This is a genomic window from Nonomuraea sp. B1E8 (assembly GCF_039871515.1).
In the GTDB taxonomy this organism is placed as follows: domain Bacteria; phylum Actinomycetota; class Actinomycetes; order Streptosporangiales; family Streptosporangiaceae; genus Nonomuraea.
Window position 1 is genome coordinate 482,985 of sequence record NZ_JBDPLS010000005.1, and the last position, 15,369, is coordinate 498,353.

15 protein-coding genes are annotated in these 15,369 nt (G+C 70.4%); 7 read left to right on the forward strand and 8 right to left on the reverse strand.

Annotated elements, in window-relative coordinates:
• Nucleotides 1-90 precede the first annotated feature (90 nt).
• Complete coding sequence (locus ABGA98_RS20175; RefSeq protein WP_347619877.1) at nucleotides 91-1,053, forward strand: ABC transporter substrate-binding protein; 963 nt, start codon at nucleotides 91-93, stop codon at nucleotides 1,051-1,053.
• A gap of 143 nt (nucleotides 1,054-1,196) precedes the next feature.
• On the opposite strand, the gene ABGA98_RS20180 is transcribed toward ABGA98_RS20175, so the two are convergent.
• Nucleotides 1,197-2,711: an N-acetylmuramoyl-L-alanine amidase gene (locus tag ABGA98_RS20180; protein WP_347619878.1), complete on the reverse strand. Its 1,515-nt coding sequence runs from the start codon at nucleotides 2,709-2,711 to the stop codon at nucleotides 1,197-1,199.
• Between the two features lie 184 nt (nucleotides 2,712-2,895).
• Here ABGA98_RS20180 and ABGA98_RS20185 point away from each other — a divergent pair, with 184 nt between their 5' ends.
• Nucleotides 2,896-4,851, forward strand: coding sequence for a family 10 glycosylhydrolase (locus ABGA98_RS20185; RefSeq protein WP_347619879.1), 1,956 nt, complete (start codon nucleotides 2,896-2,898; stop codon nucleotides 4,849-4,851).
• 54 nt (nucleotides 4,852-4,905) lie between these two features.
• Nucleotides 4,906-5,994: a histidine kinase gene (locus ABGA98_RS20190; RefSeq protein ID WP_347619880.1), complete on the forward strand. Its 1,089-nt coding sequence runs from the start codon at nucleotides 4,906-4,908 to the stop codon at nucleotides 5,992-5,994.
• 10 nt (nucleotides 5,995-6,004) lie between these two features.
• Here the strand turns inward: ABGA98_RS20190 and ABGA98_RS20195 are convergent, their stop codons facing one another.
• From ABGA98_RS20195 to ABGA98_RS20215, 5 genes are all read right to left on the reverse strand, one after another.
• The gene (locus ABGA98_RS20195) at nucleotides 6,005-6,238 is read right to left on the reverse strand and encodes a hypothetical protein (RefSeq protein ID WP_347619881.1); all 234 of its coding nucleotides are present in this window, start codon (nucleotides 6,236-6,238) and stop codon (nucleotides 6,005-6,007) included.
• 296 nt (nucleotides 6,239-6,534) lie between these two features.
• Nucleotides 6,535-7,542, reverse strand: a complete 1,008-nt coding sequence (locus ABGA98_RS20200) for a hypothetical protein (protein WP_347619882.1) — start codon at nucleotides 7,540-7,542, stop codon at nucleotides 6,535-6,537.
• The gene (locus ABGA98_RS20205) at nucleotides 7,542-7,838 is read right to left on the reverse strand and encodes a hypothetical protein (protein ID WP_347619883.1); all 297 of its coding nucleotides are present in this window, start codon (nucleotides 7,836-7,838) and stop codon (nucleotides 7,542-7,544) included. Before ABGA98_RS20205 ends, ABGA98_RS20200 begins: the two co-directional genes overlap by 1 nt.
• Nucleotides 7,839-7,885: 47 nt before the next feature.
• The gene (locus ABGA98_RS20210; protein ID WP_347619884.1) at nucleotides 7,886-8,275 is read right to left on the reverse strand and encodes a YbaB/EbfC family nucleoid-associated protein; all 390 of its coding nucleotides are present in this window, start codon (nucleotides 8,273-8,275) and stop codon (nucleotides 7,886-7,888) included.
• A complete protein-coding gene (locus ABGA98_RS20215) occupies nucleotides 8,272-8,670 on the reverse strand; it encodes a YbaB/EbfC family nucleoid-associated protein (protein WP_347619885.1) in 399 nt (132 codons plus the stop codon). Before ABGA98_RS20215 ends, ABGA98_RS20210 begins: the two co-directional genes overlap by 4 nt.
• Nucleotides 8,671-8,806: 136 nt before the next feature.
• On the opposite strand from ABGA98_RS20215, the gene ABGA98_RS20220 reads away from it, so the two are divergent.
• From ABGA98_RS20220 to ABGA98_RS20230, 3 genes are read left to right on the forward strand one after another with little or no spacing between them, the layout of a single operon-like run.
• Nucleotides 8,807-10,315 (forward strand): sugar ABC transporter ATP-binding protein, encoded by a 1,509-nt coding sequence (locus tag ABGA98_RS20220; RefSeq protein WP_347619886.1) that lies wholly within the window; start codon nucleotides 8,807-8,809, stop codon nucleotides 10,313-10,315.
• On the forward strand, nucleotides 10,305-11,267 hold the full coding sequence (locus ABGA98_RS20225; protein ID WP_347619887.1) for an ABC transporter permease: 963 nt from the start codon (nucleotides 10,305-10,307) through the stop codon (nucleotides 11,265-11,267). Before ABGA98_RS20220 ends, ABGA98_RS20225 begins: the two co-directional genes overlap by 11 nt.
• A gap of 13 nt (nucleotides 11,268-11,280) precedes the next feature.
• The gene (locus ABGA98_RS20230) at nucleotides 11,281-12,219 is read left to right on the forward strand and encodes a D-ribose ABC transporter substrate-binding protein (protein ID WP_347619888.1); all 939 of its coding nucleotides are present in this window, start codon (nucleotides 11,281-11,283) and stop codon (nucleotides 12,217-12,219) included.
• A gap of 5 nt (nucleotides 12,220-12,224) precedes the next feature.
• Here ABGA98_RS20230 and ABGA98_RS20235 read toward each other — a convergent pair whose 3' ends face one another.
• Complete coding sequence (locus ABGA98_RS20235) at nucleotides 12,225-12,986, reverse strand: SDR family oxidoreductase (protein ID WP_347619889.1); 762 nt, start codon at nucleotides 12,984-12,986, stop codon at nucleotides 12,225-12,227.
• A gap of 19 nt (nucleotides 12,987-13,005) precedes the next feature.
• Nucleotides 13,006-13,587, reverse strand: a complete 582-nt coding sequence (locus ABGA98_RS20240) for a TetR family transcriptional regulator (RefSeq protein WP_347619890.1) — start codon at nucleotides 13,585-13,587, stop codon at nucleotides 13,006-13,008.
• Nucleotides 13,588-13,746: 159 nt separating this feature from the next.
• Between ABGA98_RS20240 and ABGA98_RS20245 the strand changes: the two genes are divergently transcribed.
• Nucleotides 13,747-15,327, forward strand: coding sequence for an IucA/IucC family protein (locus ABGA98_RS20245; protein ID WP_347619891.1), 1,581 nt, complete (start codon nucleotides 13,747-13,749; stop codon nucleotides 15,325-15,327).
• Nucleotides 15,328-15,369: the final 42 nt, after the last annotated feature.

A 15,369-nucleotide genomic window follows, 5' to 3' on the forward strand; every position in this document is an offset into this window, starting at 1 on the left:
CATCGTATGGTCACGCAATGGATTGAGGGAGAGGCATGTCCGCTTGCCACCCGTCACTTCACGGGAACCCTCGGGTTACATGATGGGGAGATGACGTCGCAGGTCATCGGGGTTCCGCTCGCACTGACCGGGCGGTTCGCCCGGTTCGGGGAGCAGGCCAGGCTGGGGCTGGAGGTGTGGCAGGCGGCCGCGGGCGGTGTGGAACTGGTCGTCGAGGACGATCGCAGTGATCCCGACGTGCTGGAGCGGGTGTTGCGCGGGCTGGCGGGCCGGTGCGATCTGCTGCTGGGGCCGTACTCCACGCATCTCATGCGCAGGGCGGGGCGGGTCGCGGCGGAGCTGGACCTACTGGTGTGGAATCACGGCGGGGCGGGTGATGACGTGCAGGCCGCGCATCCCGGTCATGTCGTGTCGATCCCGGCACCGGCCGGCGCGTACGCGGAGCCGTTCGTGCGGCGACTTGCCGAGGAGGGCGAGCAAGATCGGTTGTGGGTCGTGCCGGGCAGGGGGAGTTTCGGGCGACAGGTGGCGGCAGGCGCCGAGCGGGCCGCGAACGAGCGCGGCATCCCGGTGACCGTGGCCGGGCCCGGTGACGTGCTGCCCGTCGGCGGGTGGTGGAACCTGCTGTGCTGCGGGTCCTTCGAGGAGGATGTCGCGGTGGTCGGGAGGGCCTTTGGCGCGCGGAAGATCTGCGCCGTGGCGGCCGGGGTGCGGGCGTTCGGGGAGGTGGTCGGCGATCCGTACGGGATTTACGGGGTCGGGCAGTGGTTCCCGGGTGGCGGTGGCGAGGCGGCGGCCGGGGTGTCGGAGCGCGACTTCGTGGCCGCCTACCGGGAGCGGACCGGGGTGGTGCCCGACTATCCGGCCGTGCAGGCGGTGGCCGCTGCCGTCGTCGCGACCCACTGCGCCATGCTGGCCGGGGGTAACGGGCGTGCAACGTTGTGGGGCACCGCCACCGCTTTGGAGACCACGACGCTGTTGGGGGCCTTTCGCGTCGATCCGGACAGCGGGGCGCAGGTCGGGCATCGGGCCGCGCTCACCCGCTGGTCGTAGCGGGCCCAGCGATCTTCCCGACCGTAGCGGGTGACCGGTCGTGGCGGGGCGAAGGGGGTCGTGGGGGCCGGCCCGCCGTTGAAGCGGGCCGGCCCCGCGTACGGCTCGTGCCCCCGCCAGAGTGGGCACGAGCCGCACGGCTTTCAGCTCCGGCTGATCCGTACCGCGTCGGCGATGACGTAGCCGGTGCCCGAGGTCCACCGGCTCACGCCCACGACGTTGTAGGTGCCGGCGTTGAGCGAGAAGGATCCGATGCTGCGCCAGGATCCGCCGCCGGATCTCTGGTCGACGTAGACGGTCCGGTTGCCGCTCGATGTCGCCACGATGTACGGCGCCGAGCTGTTGTACCCGGGATCGGACGGATACCAGACCTCCACGTGGTATGTGCCCGCGCTGGGGATGGTGGCCGAGTACCAGGCCGGGTCGCTGGAGGAGACCGGGTCGGCGAAGCGGTAGTCGGCGCCGTGGCGCTGGCTGGAGTAGGTGGAGGTGCCCCAGTTGGCGCTGGCGGTGAACTGGCCGGAGGTGGCGTTGTCGACGGTCGTCGTCCACGACGGCGGGTCGTCACCACCGGTCACGTAGTTCATGTACGTGGTCCAGTTCCAGTGCCTGCCCGGGTCGGTGTGGGTGGCGCCGGGCACCTCGTTGTGCCCGATGATGCCGGTCCGGGTCTTGGGGATGCCGTACTTGTCGCAGAGGTGGCGCGTCAAGGCGGCGGAGGCCCGGTACATGGCGTCGGTGAACCAGGACGCGTCGTCGACCCAGCCTTCGTGCTCGATGCCGATCGAGCGGGTGTTGTAGGTCCAGTTGCCCGCGTGCCAGGCGACGTCCTTGTCGCGCACCATCTGGGTGATGGCGCCGCTGGACGACTTGACCACGTAGTGGGCGGAGACGTTGGCGCTGGGGTTCTGGAACCAGGAGATGGTGCCGGCGTACGAGCCCTGGGTGACATGGATGACCACCCGGTCGATGTTGTAGCTCGATTCGCGGCTGGAGGCGGTGTAGTTGCCGGAGTTGGCCGCGACCCAGGCGGCCGGCGGGTAGTCGGTGCTGGCCACGGCGCTTGCGTTGAGGTCGCGGGCGTTGGCGAGGTCGCCGCGGTCGGCGGTGACCTCCTGCGGCTTGACCTGCACGCCACGGATGTCGATGCCGAGGCCCAGCCCTTCGTAGACGGCGTCGGCATACAGGCGGGCGAGTTCGGGTGAGGTCGCGTTGCCGTACGTGGCCACGGCCTGGTACCAGCGGCCGATGTCCTTCCTGGCCGCCTCGTCGAGGCCGAGCTTGTCGGCGTGGGCTCGCAGGACGGCGGCGCCGCCGAGGATGTTGGCCTCGTCGTCGGCGCGCAGCTTGTCGACCGGGAGCTTGGTGAGCTCGGCGGCCTGTTCGAGCGAGTGGTTGGTGGGGTTGCTGACCAGGTGCATCACGCCGTAGCCGCCGCTGGCGCTGGGCTCGCCGCCGTGCCCGTCGAGGTGGGTCTCGGCGTAGGCGAGGGCGACGAGCAGGTCGCGGGGCACGTCGTGTTCGGCGGCGGCGCGGTCGAACGCGGCGGCGAGCGGGTTCTCCTCGGCCGTGGCGACGGCGGGTTGACCTGCGACGATGAGCAGGACGGCGAGGAGGGAGGTGGCGAGGGCGGCTAATCGCGTGCGGGCGAGAGTCATGGGTGCTCCTCGTTGGTGGTAACGGGGGCACGGTACGACACCTTCCTGACTAATGTCGATAATTGACATTACTTCCCGGTTAAGTGAAACTTTTCGCCCCACCTTTCCGGGAGGCGAGAGGCTCGTGAGATTGGGCCCCTGAAAACTATTGCGCTTTCGCCGAGTGGCGCTGAAACTTCCTTTCGTGACCGCGCTCCTGCGTACCGTCCTGGCGGCGCTCACCGCCGCACTCGTCAGCATCGTGGCCCCCGCTCCGACCCCCGAGGCCCAGGCAGCCGCCTGCGCGACCGACCCCGCGACCCCGAAGCGCCAGCTCAGGGCCATGTGGATCTCCTCGGTCGCGAACATCGACTGGCCGAGCCGCACCGGGCTGAGCGTGTCGGCGCAGCAGACGGAGTTCCGGGCCTGGCTCGACCTGGCCGTACGCAAGCGCATGAACGCCGTGATCGTGCAGATCAGGCCGACGGCCGACGCCTTCTGGCCGTCGCCCCACGAACCGTGGTCGCAGTGGCTGACCGGCACCCAGGGCCGCGACCCCGGCTACGACCCGCTGGCGTTCATGGTGAACGAGGCACACGCCCGCAACCTGGAGTTCCACGCCTGGTTCAACCCGTACCGGATCGCCAACCACGACGACCCGAGCAGGCTGGTCTCCACGCACCCCGCGCGCACGAACCCCGGCTGGCGCTTCGCCTACGGCGGCAAGCTCTACTACAACCCGGGCATCCCGGAGGTCCGCGCCTTCATCGAGAACGCGATCATGGACGCCGTATCCCGCTACGACGTGGACGGCGTGCACCTCGACGACTACTTCTACCCCTATCCGGTGAGCGGCCAGACCATCCCCGACGCGGCCACGTACGACAGGTACGGCGCCGGGTTCGCCACCATCGGCGACTGGCGGCGCAACAACGTCAACCTCCTCGTACGCGAGCTCGACCAGCGCATCCACGCCGCCAAGCCGCACGTCTCGTTCGGCATCAGCCCGTTCGGCATCTGGCGCAACGCCGGCACCGACCCGCTCGGCTCGCGCACCTCGGGCCTGCAGTCCTACGACGCGATCTACGCCGACAGCCGCGAATGGGTCAAGCAGGGATGGGTCGACTACATCTCGCCGCAGATCTACTGGCACATCGGCTTCTCCACCGCCGCGTACGAGGTGCTCACCGCCTGGTGGTCGGACGTCGTACGCGGCACCGGCGTGCAGCTCGTCGTCGGCCAGGCCGCCTACCGGGCGGGCGCGTCCGGCGAGGCCGCCGCCTGGCAGGACCCGGCCGAGCTGAGCGACCACCTGCACGACAACAGGAAACATCCCGAAGTGGTCGGCGACGTGTTCTTCAGCGCCAAGGACGTCAAAGCCGACAGGATCGGCGCGTTCACCCGGGTCGTCGACGCTCACTACACCAGGCCCGCGCTGCTGCCCGCACGCGGCTCGGGCAGCGCGCCGGGCGCGCCGTCGATCACCTCGGCCGCGCGCGCCTCGGACGGCGTCCGGCTGGCCTGGACGGGCTCGGGCACCGCGTACGCGGTCTACCGGGTGGACGGGGCGCGGTCCGCGGCCGACCCGTGCTTCTTCGCCGACGCCCAGAACCTGGTCACGACGACCCGGCAGACCACGTTCACGGACACGACCGCCGGCGGGTCGGCCTACACCTACTACGTGAGCGCGCTCAACCGCACCCACCAGGAGAGCACGCCGAGCGCGGGCCGGGTCGTGGAGGCGGGCGGCGGCACGTTCAGCGTCGTCGTCGACAACGCCGGCACCGGCTTCACCGCCAGCACGAACTGGGGCACCTCCTCCTACTCCGGGCAGCGGCACGGCACCGACTACCGCTTCGCCGACCCGGTGGCGGCCAGCGACCCCGCCTGGTTCCGGGCGGCCATCCCCAGCGCGGGGACCTACCGGGTCGAGGTGTGGTATCCGTCCGATCCCGGCTACAACAGCGCGGCCCCGTACATCGTGGCGGCCTCGGGCGGCAACCGGACGGTCGTCGTCGACCAGCGCTCGGGGGGCGGGCAGTGGCGGGCGCTCGGGACGTACACGCTGGCGGCCGGCACCTACGACGTGGTCGGCGTGAGCCGCTGGACGTCCGCCACGGGATACGTGATCGCCGACGCGGTCCGCATCACCAGGGCGTGACCGGTCGCGCGCTGAGGGGTGGGCAGGCCAGTCCCGCGACCGTACGATGAGCCGGTGGACGGAGTCCGCCCGCGGCCGATCGACGCGATCGCGGTCATCGTCGCGGCAGGCCTGACCGCGGCGACCGGCTACCAGGGTCTGGCGCTGGCGCTCCTGATGGCGCCGGCGCTGTCGCTGCTCTGGATGCGCAGAGCCCCGCTCACGGTCGCGTGGATCAGCGCGGGCACGGCGCTCGCCCCGCCGGTGCTTCTCGTGTTCGCGGCGCCCGCCGCGGTCCCGCCCGTGGGTGCGCCGCTCTGGCCGCCCACGGCCGCGTTCGCCGCGTACGGCGCGATGGCGTTCGCCAGCGACCGGGATCGCGGGGTGGTGCGGTGGCTGCCGGTGATCGTCCTGGCCCTCGCCGTGCTGGCGCTGCCCCACCGGATGCCCCTCGTCCTGCGTACCGAGACGGTGATCGCGCTCGCGGTCATGTACGGGATGTACACCGCCGCCCAGGCCCGGATCCGGCGCGGGCAGGCGGAACGGGCCGAGCGGATCGAGCGCGAACGGCTGGCGGGCGAGATGCACGACGTGGTCACCTATCGCGTGAGCCGGATGGTGCTGCAGGCCGGGATGCTGGCCATGAGCGCGCCCGACGAGCGGGTGCGGACGGCGGCCGAGGAACTGCGGGCGACGGGCTGTGAGGCGCTGGACGAACTGCGCCACATGGTGGCGCTGCTGCGGCGCACATCGGGAGAGGGCTTCGACCTGGGGTTGCCGCTGCCCGACCTGCGGCCGCTGATCACCGAGTCGGCCTGCGCGGGGGTGCCCGTCGAGCTGGCGGTGACCGGCACGCCCGCGCCGGTGCCGGGCGTGGTGGGGCGGGCGGCGTACCTGCTGGTGCGGGAGGCCCTGACGAACGTGCGCAAGCACGCCCCCGGCGCGGACGCGCGGGTGCAGGTGAGCTACCGGCCCGGAGCGGTACGGCTGAGCGTGCGCAACACCCCCGGCAGGCCGGACGCCTGGGTCGCCGTCAGCGACCCCGGCATGAGCCTGCTCGACCTGTGCCGGCACGTGGAGCTGGCCGGCGGCACCATGGAGATCGGCCAGGACGCCGACGGCGGCTTCCGCGTCGAGGCGTCCTTCCCCACGTCACGACCATGAGCCGCCAGGCTCAGCCGGCCGGCGGCTCCTCCGACTCGTTGTCGAAGTAGACCGTCATGAAGGGCCATGGATCACCCTCGTCGTCGGTATCGGTGTGAAAGACCAGATCGCGGATCTCGATGCTGCCCATTTCCTCCAGAGTGGCGGCGAGCCTGCGCAGCAACATGGGCACGTCCTCCTGCCCCTCGCCCTGCGGGTTGTTCAGCGAGAAGTGCTGCGTTCGGTACCCGACCTGGTCAGCCATCTACTCCTTCTTCCCTTCCGTCCGCGCTTCTGCGCATCCGGTCGCCCTGGATTCTCTTTTCCCTCTTCGCCTTCTGCATCGCGCGAGTGAACAGCCTGCGGGCATAAGGTCGCCCTGAGTTCTTGGCGTCCAAGTCAGCCTGCTCTTCCTCGTGACCGCCGTCGGCAAGATAAGGTCAACACCGCTGTCGGGAAATCTGACGAGGTTCTCGACGACCGCTGAGCGATGTCGTCGGTTAGGTGCGTGAGGAAGCACTCGACCGGAGCACAGCAGCGTGGTTGCGTCCGCATCTGCCGCTACCACCTCCTCGTTCCGTCAGGATTGTGCGTGGGGGAGTTGTACCCTTGGTCGGCGATGTTGCCGCCGTTCTCCCGTTCCCTACGCTCTTGTTCCTCCCGCTTTTTCCTCTCCCTCCGGCTTTCCTTCTTGGGCGGTGTTTGGTCGTCGCTGCCTTGACCGTCGCCCCTACCGCGCTTCTGCGCATTCCGTCCGCCTTCGAACTTTTCTTCCCTAATGCCCTTCCTCTTCGCACTGTTGTAGGCCTTGCGGTCAAAAGGTTTTCCCGCTTTTCTCGCCTCCACTGCCGCCTGCTCTGCCGGGCTAAGTCCCTGACTGGCCTCCGTACGGCCGCGGCCGCCGCCGCGGCCGCCCTTGCGCTGCAGGATTCCAGGGCTCTCGTCGAAGGCGTTCCCTACTCTCGAAGGCGGTATCGGAGCACGGCCAACACCCGCGAACGCCGGACTACCTGGCCCTCCGGGGAGGCGCAGCTTCTCCGCCGCGCGGTCCACGGGCCCCTTCAGCCGCTCGATCATCCCGGGACCGAGACGCTTCTCGATGCCTTCCGCAACCTCTCGCACGATCCTCATGCCAGCGTTCCGGGTGGCGAGCAGCGTCTGTACGTTCGCCAGCCCGGCAGAAGGGCCGAGCAATGAGTTGTAGGCCAGGCGGATTGCAGCCGCGGACAAGACCGTGCCAACTGCTACTTTCGTGCCCGTCGCCACGCTCGCGATGCCGTCCAACGCCACCGGCGCGATCCTGGCCGCAGAGGAGATTTGTGCCATGTGGCCGGTCTCGTTGCCGGTCCCCTGCCAGTAGCTCTGGAGCTGGGTGGCCCCCTCGCCCTTGTATGAGTCGGACGTGCTCCGCACGGTGCTGTCGGTCCCGCTGGCCCCCATCTCGGCGCCGGCGTTGGCGGCACGGGCGACATCGCCATGGGCGTGAATGATGTCCTCGTTGACGTCAGGAAACCACACGCCCGACAGGTCGCTGACCGTCTGCAGCGCCGGCGGCAGCATGATGGCCATCAGCCGATCTCCGGCATCCGGTTGGCATGCTCCGCAGCCTCAATGTTACGAGACGTCCGGACGATGCCATCTCCCGTGCCGTACATCACGCCTGACGCGGCGTCTCTGGCTGCGACCATGGAATGGCAGCAGTCGGACCACAGCTTGTTCAAAGCCGAGAAGATGGGGTCAGGCCCCCACGATTCGACGCCGCACTCTCGCAGCCGTTGTGCTGCCGCTTCGTGCTCTGCGGCATAACTACCTACGTGCGACGCCTGCTGTTCTAGCATCGTCCTGCTCGCTTCAACCGAACTCATAACGAAATGATAGCCACCTAATGTGACGCAAGGGACAGGTGCTTGCTTCAGTCCAGAATTTTCCTCGCTTGCTGGTAGACGGCCGTGAGGTCGATAGACGTACCGGGGAGTGCCTCTTGCAGCGTCTCGTGGAGATGGCTTTCGACCTGTCGCTGAGCATTCTGCTGGGCCCGGTGCACCGCCAGGAGGATCTGTTCCGACAAGGCCTCGCTGCCGCCTTTGACCGCGCGAGGATCGAGGATCACTTCGATCACCCGGCCATCGGACGCCACGGTCGCGCGCACGTGCCCCCGATCGCCTTCGCCTGTGCCGACGATCTCCGCCAACTCCTCCTCCCGGTCCGCGAGCAGTTCTCTGAACCTGTCGAGCTGAGCCTCGGCCTTGGCGATATCCCCTTGACGGATGTCACTTGGATCGACGTCGTATCCGAACATCATGACTGCCGGTAAATGTCGCTGGCTGCGACCTCGACCCGTTCGCGGACAAACTTCTCGTCCAACGGCTGGGGTATTACCACCGAGGCGGCCGCTTCCTCGATGATCTCATCGGTGCGTTGCGAGGCGTCCTGCTGCGCCAGCCGGATGGCCTGGGTGACCTCACGGCCGAGTACCTCCACGCTGAAACGGAGTGCCCGCGGGTTGACATCGACCTTGATCAGGGAGCCGCTGCTGTCGGCCATCGCGCAGACAAGCCCTTGGGCGGCCGCGCCCGTTCCCTTGACCTCTTCGACCAGGTGCTTGGCATGGCGCAGCCGGCTCAGCGCTGTCTCAGTCTGCTCGAAGACCTGCTCCATGTAGCTGGCGTCTTCGCTGGGGTTGGGCGGCAAGGGCATATCGACTCTCCCATCTCGGTGATCTCTGACGTCCTGTTCATGCAGATGCGATCGATTATGTCTACATAGTGGCCCGGTCCTGGCTCTGCGGTGCACCTTTTGGTTCGTCGCTCTCCTGAGCGGAAAGGGCTCCTGTGTGAGCCACGAGATTCTCAGGGCCGAGGGGCTGCGGAAAACGTTCCCCGGCGTGGTCGCGCTCGACGGCGTCGACCTGAGCCTGCGCACCGGTGAGGTGCACGTCCTGCTGGGCGAGAACGGCGCGGGCAAGAGCACGCTGATCAAGATCCTGTCCGGGGCCTACCATCCGGACGGCGGCCGGGTGCTCATGGACGGCAGGCAGGTGCACATCCGCTCGGCGGGCGACGCGCAGCGGCTCGGCATCGCGACCATCTACCAGGAGTTCAACCTCGTCCCGCAGCTCACGGTGGCGGAGAACCTGGCGCTCGGCCGCCCGCCGCGCAGGTTCGGGTTCGTCGACGTCAGGAGTATGGAGCAGCAGGCCCGCACGCTGCTCGAACGGGTCGGCGTGGACGTGGACCCGCGCACGCCGACCGCCAGGCTGGGCATCGCGCGCATGCAGATGGTGGAGATCGCCAAGGCGCTGGCGCTGGACGCGCGCATCCTGATCATGGACGAGCCGACCGCGGTGCTCACCACGAGCGAGGTGGCCAGGCTGTTCGCGATCGTCAGGCAACTGCGTGACGAGGGCGTGGCCGTCGTGTTCATCACCCACCACCTGGAGGAGATCGCCGACATCGGCGACCGGGTGACCGTGCTGCGTGACGGCAGGTCCGTGGCCGAGGTTCCGGCGAACACCCGGCGGGACGAGCTGGTCGGCCTGATGGTCGGGCGGCCCATCGACCAGCAGTACCCGCGCTCCGCTCCGGATCGGCCGGCCGAGCGCGGGGAGCCGCTGCTGGAGGTGCGCGGGCTGACCCGGCGGGGCGTGTTCGACGACGTGTCGTTCGAGGTGCGGGCCGGCGAAGTCGTCGGCATGGCGGGGCTCGTGGGGGCGGGCCGCACGGAGGTGGCGCGGGCGGTGTTCGGCGCCGACCGTTACGACGCGGGCCAGGTGTCCGTACGCGGCCGGCGGCTGCCGCCCGGCGACGTGCACGCCGCCATGGAGGCCGGGCTCGGCCTGGTCCCCGAGGACCGCAAGGCCCAGGGCCTGGTGCTGGGCGCGGACGTCGCCGAGAACCTGGGCCTGGTCACCATGCGCGACGCCACGCGGGCCGGGTTCGTGGACCGGCCGGGCCTGCGCAGGACAGCCGCCAGGGTGGCCGAGCAGCTCGGCATCCGGATGACCGGGCTGAGCCAGGAGGTGCGCACGCTCTCCGGTGGCAACCAGCAGAAGGTGGTCATCGGCAAGTGGCTGGCGGCGAACGCGAAGGTGCTCATCCTCGACGAGCCGACGCGCGGCGTCGACGTCGGGGCCAAGGTCGAGATCTACCAGCTGGTCAACGCGCTCACCGCCGCCGGCGACGCGGTGCTCATGATCTCCAGTGACCTGCCGGAGGTGCTCGGGATGAGCGACCGGATCCTCGTCATGGCGCGGGGGCGGCTCGTGGGCGAGCTGCGCGCCACCGAGGCGACGCAGGACGACGTGATGGCGCTCGCGACCATGGAGGCCTCCCATGTCCGCTGACGTGCTCCCCCGCCGCTCACCGGTCGCCGCGTGGCTGGCCGAGAACGGCGCCGTGGTCGCGCTCGTGGTGCTGGTCGTGGCGCTGTCGCTGCTGTCGGCCGACTTCCTGAGCCTGACGAACCTGCTCAACGTCGGCGTCCAGGCCGCCGTCACGGCGATCCTGGCGTTCGGGTCGACGTTCGTGATCGTTACGGGCGGCATCGACCTGTCCGTCGGGTCCGTCGCGGCGCTGTCGGCGATCTCCCTCGCCTGGACCGCCACCTCGGCCGGGCTGCCGTGGCCGCTGGCCACGCTGGTGTCGCTCGCGGTCGGCGTCGCGTGCGGGCTGGTCAGCGCGGCCCTCATCGCGTACGGCAAGCTTCCGCCGTTCATCGCCACGCTGGCCATGCTCGGCATCGCCCGCGGCCTGGCCCTGGTCGTCTCGGAGGGCAGCCCGATCGCGATGCCCGACGCCGTGTCGGAGCTGGGCGGCACGATCGGGACCTACCTGCCGATCCCCCTGATCGTGATGGTCGTCATGGGCGTGATCGCGGCGGTGATCCTCAACAGGACCTATACGGGCCGCGCCATGTACGCCATCGGCGGCAACGAGGAGGCCGCGCGGCTGTCGGGGATCAAGGTGGGCCGGCAGCTGCTCATCACATACGCGCTGTCCGGGGCTTTCGCCGCGGTGGCCGGGATCGTGCTGGCCAGCCGCCTGGCCTCGGCGCAGCCGCAGGCGGCGGCGGGCTACGAGCTCGACGCGATCGCGGCCGTGGTGATCGGCGGCGCGAGTCTGTCCGGCGGGAAGGGCAGGGCGCTCGGCACGCTCGTCGGGGCGCTCATCCTGGCCGTGTTGCGCAACGGGCTGAACCTGCTGTCGGTTTCGGCGTTCTGGCAGCAGGTCGTGATCGGCGTGGTGATCGCGCTCGCGGTCCTCGTCGACACCCTGCGGCGCAGGGGAACCACCTAGGAGGGGATACATCATGCGCAGTCCCGCGATCATCGTGGCCGCGGCCGTGCTCGGGCTGGCCGCGTGCGGCTCGGCCGGCGAGGGCGGGGGCGGCGGCACTCAGGAGGGCGAGCTGAAGCTCGGCATGTCGGTGTCGACGCTGAACAACCCGTACTTCGTCCAGCTGCGCGACGGCGCTCAGGCCGAGGCGAAGAGGCTCGGGGCCACGCTCACCGTCACCGACGCCCAGAACGACGCGTCCCAGCAGGTGAACCAGGTCCAGAACTTCACCAGCCAGAACATGAAGGCGATCATCATCAACCCGGTCGACTCCGACGCGGCCGCCCCGGCGGTGAAGGCGGCGGAGCGGGTCGACATTCCGGTCGTCGCGGCCGACCGCGGCGTCAACGGCGCCGAGGTGGCGCAGACGGTGGCCTCCGACAACGTGGCGGGCGGCAAAATGGCCGCGCAGGAGCTGGCCAAGCAGCTCGGCGAGAAGGGCCAGGTGGCCGTGCTCCAGGGCACGCCGGGCACGTCCGCCTCGCGCGACCGCGGCCAGGGGTTCACGCAGGGCATCGCGGCGTACCCCAACATCAAGGTCGTCGCCAAGCAGCCGGCCGACTTCGACAGGACCAAGGGGCTGGACGTCATGACCAACCTGATCCAGTCGCATCCCGGCATCACCGGCGTGTTCGCGGAGAACGACGAGATGGCGCTGGGCGCGATCAAGGCGCTGGGGGCCAGGGCCGGGCAGCAGGTCAAGGTGGTCGGCTTCGACGGCACGCCGGACGCGCTGAAGGCCGTGCAGGCCGGCACCATGGCCGCCACCGTCGCGCAGCAGCCCAAGCTGCTCGGCCGGCAGGCGGTGGAGGCCGCCGTGCAGGTCGCCAAGGGCGAGACGGTGCAGAAGACGGTGGCGGTGCCGGTGAAGGTGGTGACGAAGGAGAACCTGGCGGACTTCCAGACCTCCTGAGCAGGTCAGGCTGTGGCGCCACCGTCGATCACGTGGTCGTGGCCCACGACGAACGACGACTCGGGCGACGACAACCACAGCGCCGCGGCGGCGATCTCGTCGGGGGCCGCGACCCGGCCGATCGGCAGCGCGTCCTTCATGCGGATGTCCCGCTCCTCGGGGGTCTCGCCGGGCAGCGTGGACATGGGCGAGTCGATCGGGCCTGGGCTGAGGGCGTTGATGCGTACGCCCTCCGCGATGTATTCGAGGGCCGCCGTGCGCGTCAGGTGGCTCACGGCCGCCTTCGACGCGACATAGGCGCCGGCCCCGGGCAACCGCCAGTGGGCGCCGAGGTTGGAGGCGACGTTGACGATGACGCCACCGCCGTGCGCGCGCATGTGCGCGATCTCGTGCTTCATCGACAGGAACACGCCCTTGAGATTGACCGCCAGCACGTCGTCCCAGACGTCCTCGTCATAGCCGGCCACCGGCGCCAGCGTGCCGAAGATCCCGGCCGCGTTGAACGCCACGTCGAGCCGCCCGAACCGCGTGACGGCCGCCTCCACCATGGCGGCGACCTCTGCGGACCTGGTGACGTCGAGCGTGAACGCCCCGGCCCGCCCCCCATCCGCCTCGATCTGCCGCACGACCTCGGCCAGCCGCCCGGGGTCGCGGCCCGCGAGCAGCACCGCCGCACCCTCCCTCGCGTACGCCAGCGCGGCCGCACGGCCGACGACCCCGCTCGCGCCCGTGACGAGCGCGACCTTGCCTGCGAAACGTTCTGTCATTATTCCATACCAATCGTTCTCAAATGTGGATGACGTTCATCGCCTGATCGACCGCGTCACGAAGCCGCCGGTGCGGATCGGGGTCGGCCCTGCCGAGCACCCTGACGCCCTGCAGCAGCACGAGCAGGAACCTGGCCAGCGCGTGCGGGTCCTTCTCCGCGGGGATCTCGCCCTGGGCCCGCGCCCTGACGAGGGCCGCGGCGATCGCGGTCTCCAGCTCCGCCCAGCTCGCCGCCACCTTCGCCGACATGGCCGCGTCGCGCGCGGCGAACTCCACCGCCGTGTTCACCACCATGCAGCCTCTTCGCAGCTCGTCGGCCAGGCATTCGGCGACGTAGGCGTCGAGGAACGCCCGGATGGCGGGCAGCGCGGGCCCCGGCTGGGCCAGCGGCCCGACGACGTCGCGCTGCGCGAGGTAGCGCTCCAGCGCCCGCAGGTAGAGCTCCCGCTTGCCGCCGAACGTGGCATAGATGCTCGCCCGCGCGACGCCCAGGTGCTCGACGAGGTCGGCCATCGACGTCGCCTCGTAGCCGCGCTCCCAGAAGAGGTCCAGCGCCTTCTGCAACGCGACGTCCGGGTTGAACTCCTTGCTCCTCGCCATGCCGCCAGGCTAGCACATTCAAGAACGATTGGTCCAAATAGGTGAGGCGGGGCTGATAGCCGGTCGTGAGACCCCGCCGCCGGGGCAGGTGCCTGGGGCAGGCCCCGGGTTCCGGGGGCCGACCGGGGGATGCTGGATGAACGGTAGGAGAAGCTCGCCATGGCAATCACTGACGGCCTCCTCCCGTCGGCCGGGCACGGCGAGGCAGGGGCGGACGCCGACGACCTCGCGGTGACGGCGCTGCTCAACTGCCTGCTGCGCGAGGTGGCCAGGCCTGACGGCCCGGAACCCGGGGCGTACCTGCTCCCCGCGACCGGCCGCGTCCTGCGGGTCCGGAACGGACGCCACCCCGGCAGGCCCGCCCTGCGCACGCCCGGCGGCTGGCGCGAGCTGACGCTGGCCGAGCTGGTCGCGCTGGCCTCCGCCGAGTTGCGCGCCGGCACGGGGGTCGGCAACGACACGCTGCCCGCCGAGATCCTGCACAGCCGGGACGTCACGGCCGCGCTGCTGGCCGCCAGGCGGACCGCCGTGCCGCCCGCGGACCCGTACCTGCGCTCGGAGCAGGCCCTGGTGGCGGGCCACCGCTACCATCCCGCGCCCAAGGCGCGCGGCGGGTCGGGGCCGGAGGCGTGGCTGCGGTACTCGCCGGAGGCGCACGCGAGCTTCGCCCTGACGCTGCTCGGCGTCCCCGCCGAGGACCTGGTGGAGGAGGGCGACACCACTGGCCTCGACCTCCTCGGGTTCACGCCCCCCGGGCCCGGCAGGCTGGTGGCGTTGCCCGCTCACCCCTGGCAGGTGGAGTTGCTGGGCGGCCTGCGCGGCGGGCGGCTGCGCCGCCTCGGGGTCACGGCGGCCGTGGCCGTGCCGACCGCGTCGATCCGCACGGTGTACCTGCCGGAGGCGGACCTGTTCTGCAAGTTCAGCCTGGACGTGCGGATCACGAACGACGTCCGCCGGCTGTGGCTGCGCGATCTGCGCCGCCTGCCCGTGGTGGCCGACGCGCTGGACCGGGCCTTCGACGACCTGCCCTGTCACCTGCCGCGCCCGGCCGTGCTGCGCGACCGGGGGTACCGCAGCGCCCGGCTGGGCTCGGACGGCGGCGAAGGGCTGGCCGTGATCGTCCGCGACGGGCTGCGCGAGCACGTTCGTCCCGGGCTGACGCCGCTGCTGTCGGCGGCGATCGCCGAAGGGTTTCCCGGCAACCCGCTCGACGGGCTGGGCGAGGAGCAGGCGCTGGCCTGGTGGGGCGCCTACCTCGACCACGTGGTGCCCCCGCTCCTGCACGCCTACCTGCGCCACGGCGTGGTGCTCGAATGCCACCTGCAGAACGTGCTGGTCGCGGTGGACGGGCAGGGCATGCCCGCGCAGGCCGTCTTCCGCGACCACGAGGGCGTCAAGCTGGTCGCGGACCGGCATCCCGCGCTCCGGGACGCGCCGCTGGTGAGCCGTTCCTACGCCTGGGAGCGGCTGGTGTACTGCCTGGTGACCAACCACCTGCGGGAGATCGCCGGCTCGGTCGCGGCCCGCCATCCGGGGCTGCGCGCCGAGCTGTGGGCGCGGGCCAGGGCCGTGTTCGCCGCCGCGGGCAGGGACCACGGCGACCCCGGGGAGCTGCGCGACCTGCTGTCGGCTTCGTACGTGCCGGCCAAGGCCAATCTCACGCTGCGCTGGCTGGGCGCCGACGGCGGCGACATGAGGTGCGTGCCCGTCCCCAACCCGTTGAGACTCTTTACGTCATAAGCTATTCTCGCCGAGACAACACTTTACGGCGTATCGAATCAG